1 protein-coding gene and 2 pseudogenes are annotated in these 824 nt (G+C 70.6%); all 3 read right to left on the bottom strand.

Annotated features, from left to right (window positions below; genetic code table 11):
* A pseudogene (locus G3N62_RS35545) lies at window positions 1–184 on the bottom strand (uracil-DNA glycosylase); the annotation flags it as partial.
* The gene (rimI, locus tag G3N62_RS35540; protein WP_124669742.1) at window positions 171–671 is read right to left on the bottom strand and encodes a ribosomal protein S18-alanine N-acetyltransferase; all 501 of its coding nucleotides are present in this window, start codon (window positions 669–671) and stop codon (window positions 171–173) included. The gene rimI and the pseudogene G3N62_RS35545, both read right to left, overlap by 14 nt.
* Window positions 668–824 (bottom strand): annotated as a pseudogene (locus tag G3N62_RS35535) (tRNA (adenosine(37)-N6)-threonylcarbamoyltransferase complex dimerization subunit type 1 TsaB); the annotation flags it as partial. The pseudogene G3N62_RS35535 and the gene rimI, both read right to left, overlap by 4 nt.

The raw sequence follows: 824 nt of genomic DNA, 5'->3' as shown, positions 1-824 counted from the left end.
CTTGTACCTGCGGGCGCGCCGTGCGTCCCGGCCGCTCGGCCGCGGCGGCGGACACCCCGTCGTCCGCCCCGGCTTGCGCAAGAACGGGCGCTTCGGCCGCCGCACCGTTATCCGCGCGCTGCCCGCGTCGCACCCAGATCTGCGCGAGGCCCAGTTCCTCGAGCGCCGCTTCAGCCCATGCCATGCGCGTTCCCCTCGTCCTTGTTCAGCGTCAGACGCATCACGATCGCGTCCTCCCGGCTGCGATGCTTCGCCGGATAGTAGTTCTTGCGGCGGCCGATCGTCATGAAGCCGAACCGTTCGTACAGATGAATCGCACGCGGATTGGACGGCCGCACCTCGAGCAGCACCCCGTCGAGCCGCTCCGCGCGCGCAATGCGCACGGCCTCGCGCAGCAGCGCAAGGCCCGCGCCCGCGTGCTGCGCGGCCGGCGCGACGCACAGGTTCAGCAGGTGCATCTCGTCGATCACGGGCATCAGCACGCAATAGCCGACGAGCGTCCCCGTCACGTGCCGCAGGCACACGCCCAGGTAGCCGTTGCGCAACGAATCCTCGAAGTTGCCGCGGCTCCACGGGAATTCGTACGCGACGTGCTCGATCGCGACGACCTCGTCGAGATCGGCGTCCGTCATCGGCGTGAGATAGCGGTCGCTCAGCAAAACCCCTGTCATCCCTTCGCTCCGCCCGTCTGCGCGGCCCGTGCCGCGACGCGCTCGGCGGTCGTCTGCGCGACCTTGTCACGCACGTATTCCGGCGCGGCCTGATCGGCCGGCACCACCCGCCCGGCGCGGAAGGCGCGCAGCGCGGCATGCGCGACGGCCAGA

The sequence above is a fragment of the Burkholderia sp. Tr-20355 genome (assembly GCF_017104685.1).
In the GTDB taxonomy this organism is placed as follows: Bacteria; Pseudomonadota; Gammaproteobacteria; order Burkholderiales; family Burkholderiaceae; genus Burkholderia; species Burkholderia seminalis.
The sequence above is the reverse complement of the archived record's forward strand: the minus strand, read 5'-3'. Positions and strand labels throughout refer to the sequence as shown.

Coding starts and splice junctions, on each gene's coding strand:
- rimI (WP_124669742.1), bottom strand. CDS start 671: ATGACAGGGGTTTTGCTGAGCGACCGCTATCTCACGCCGATGACGGAC.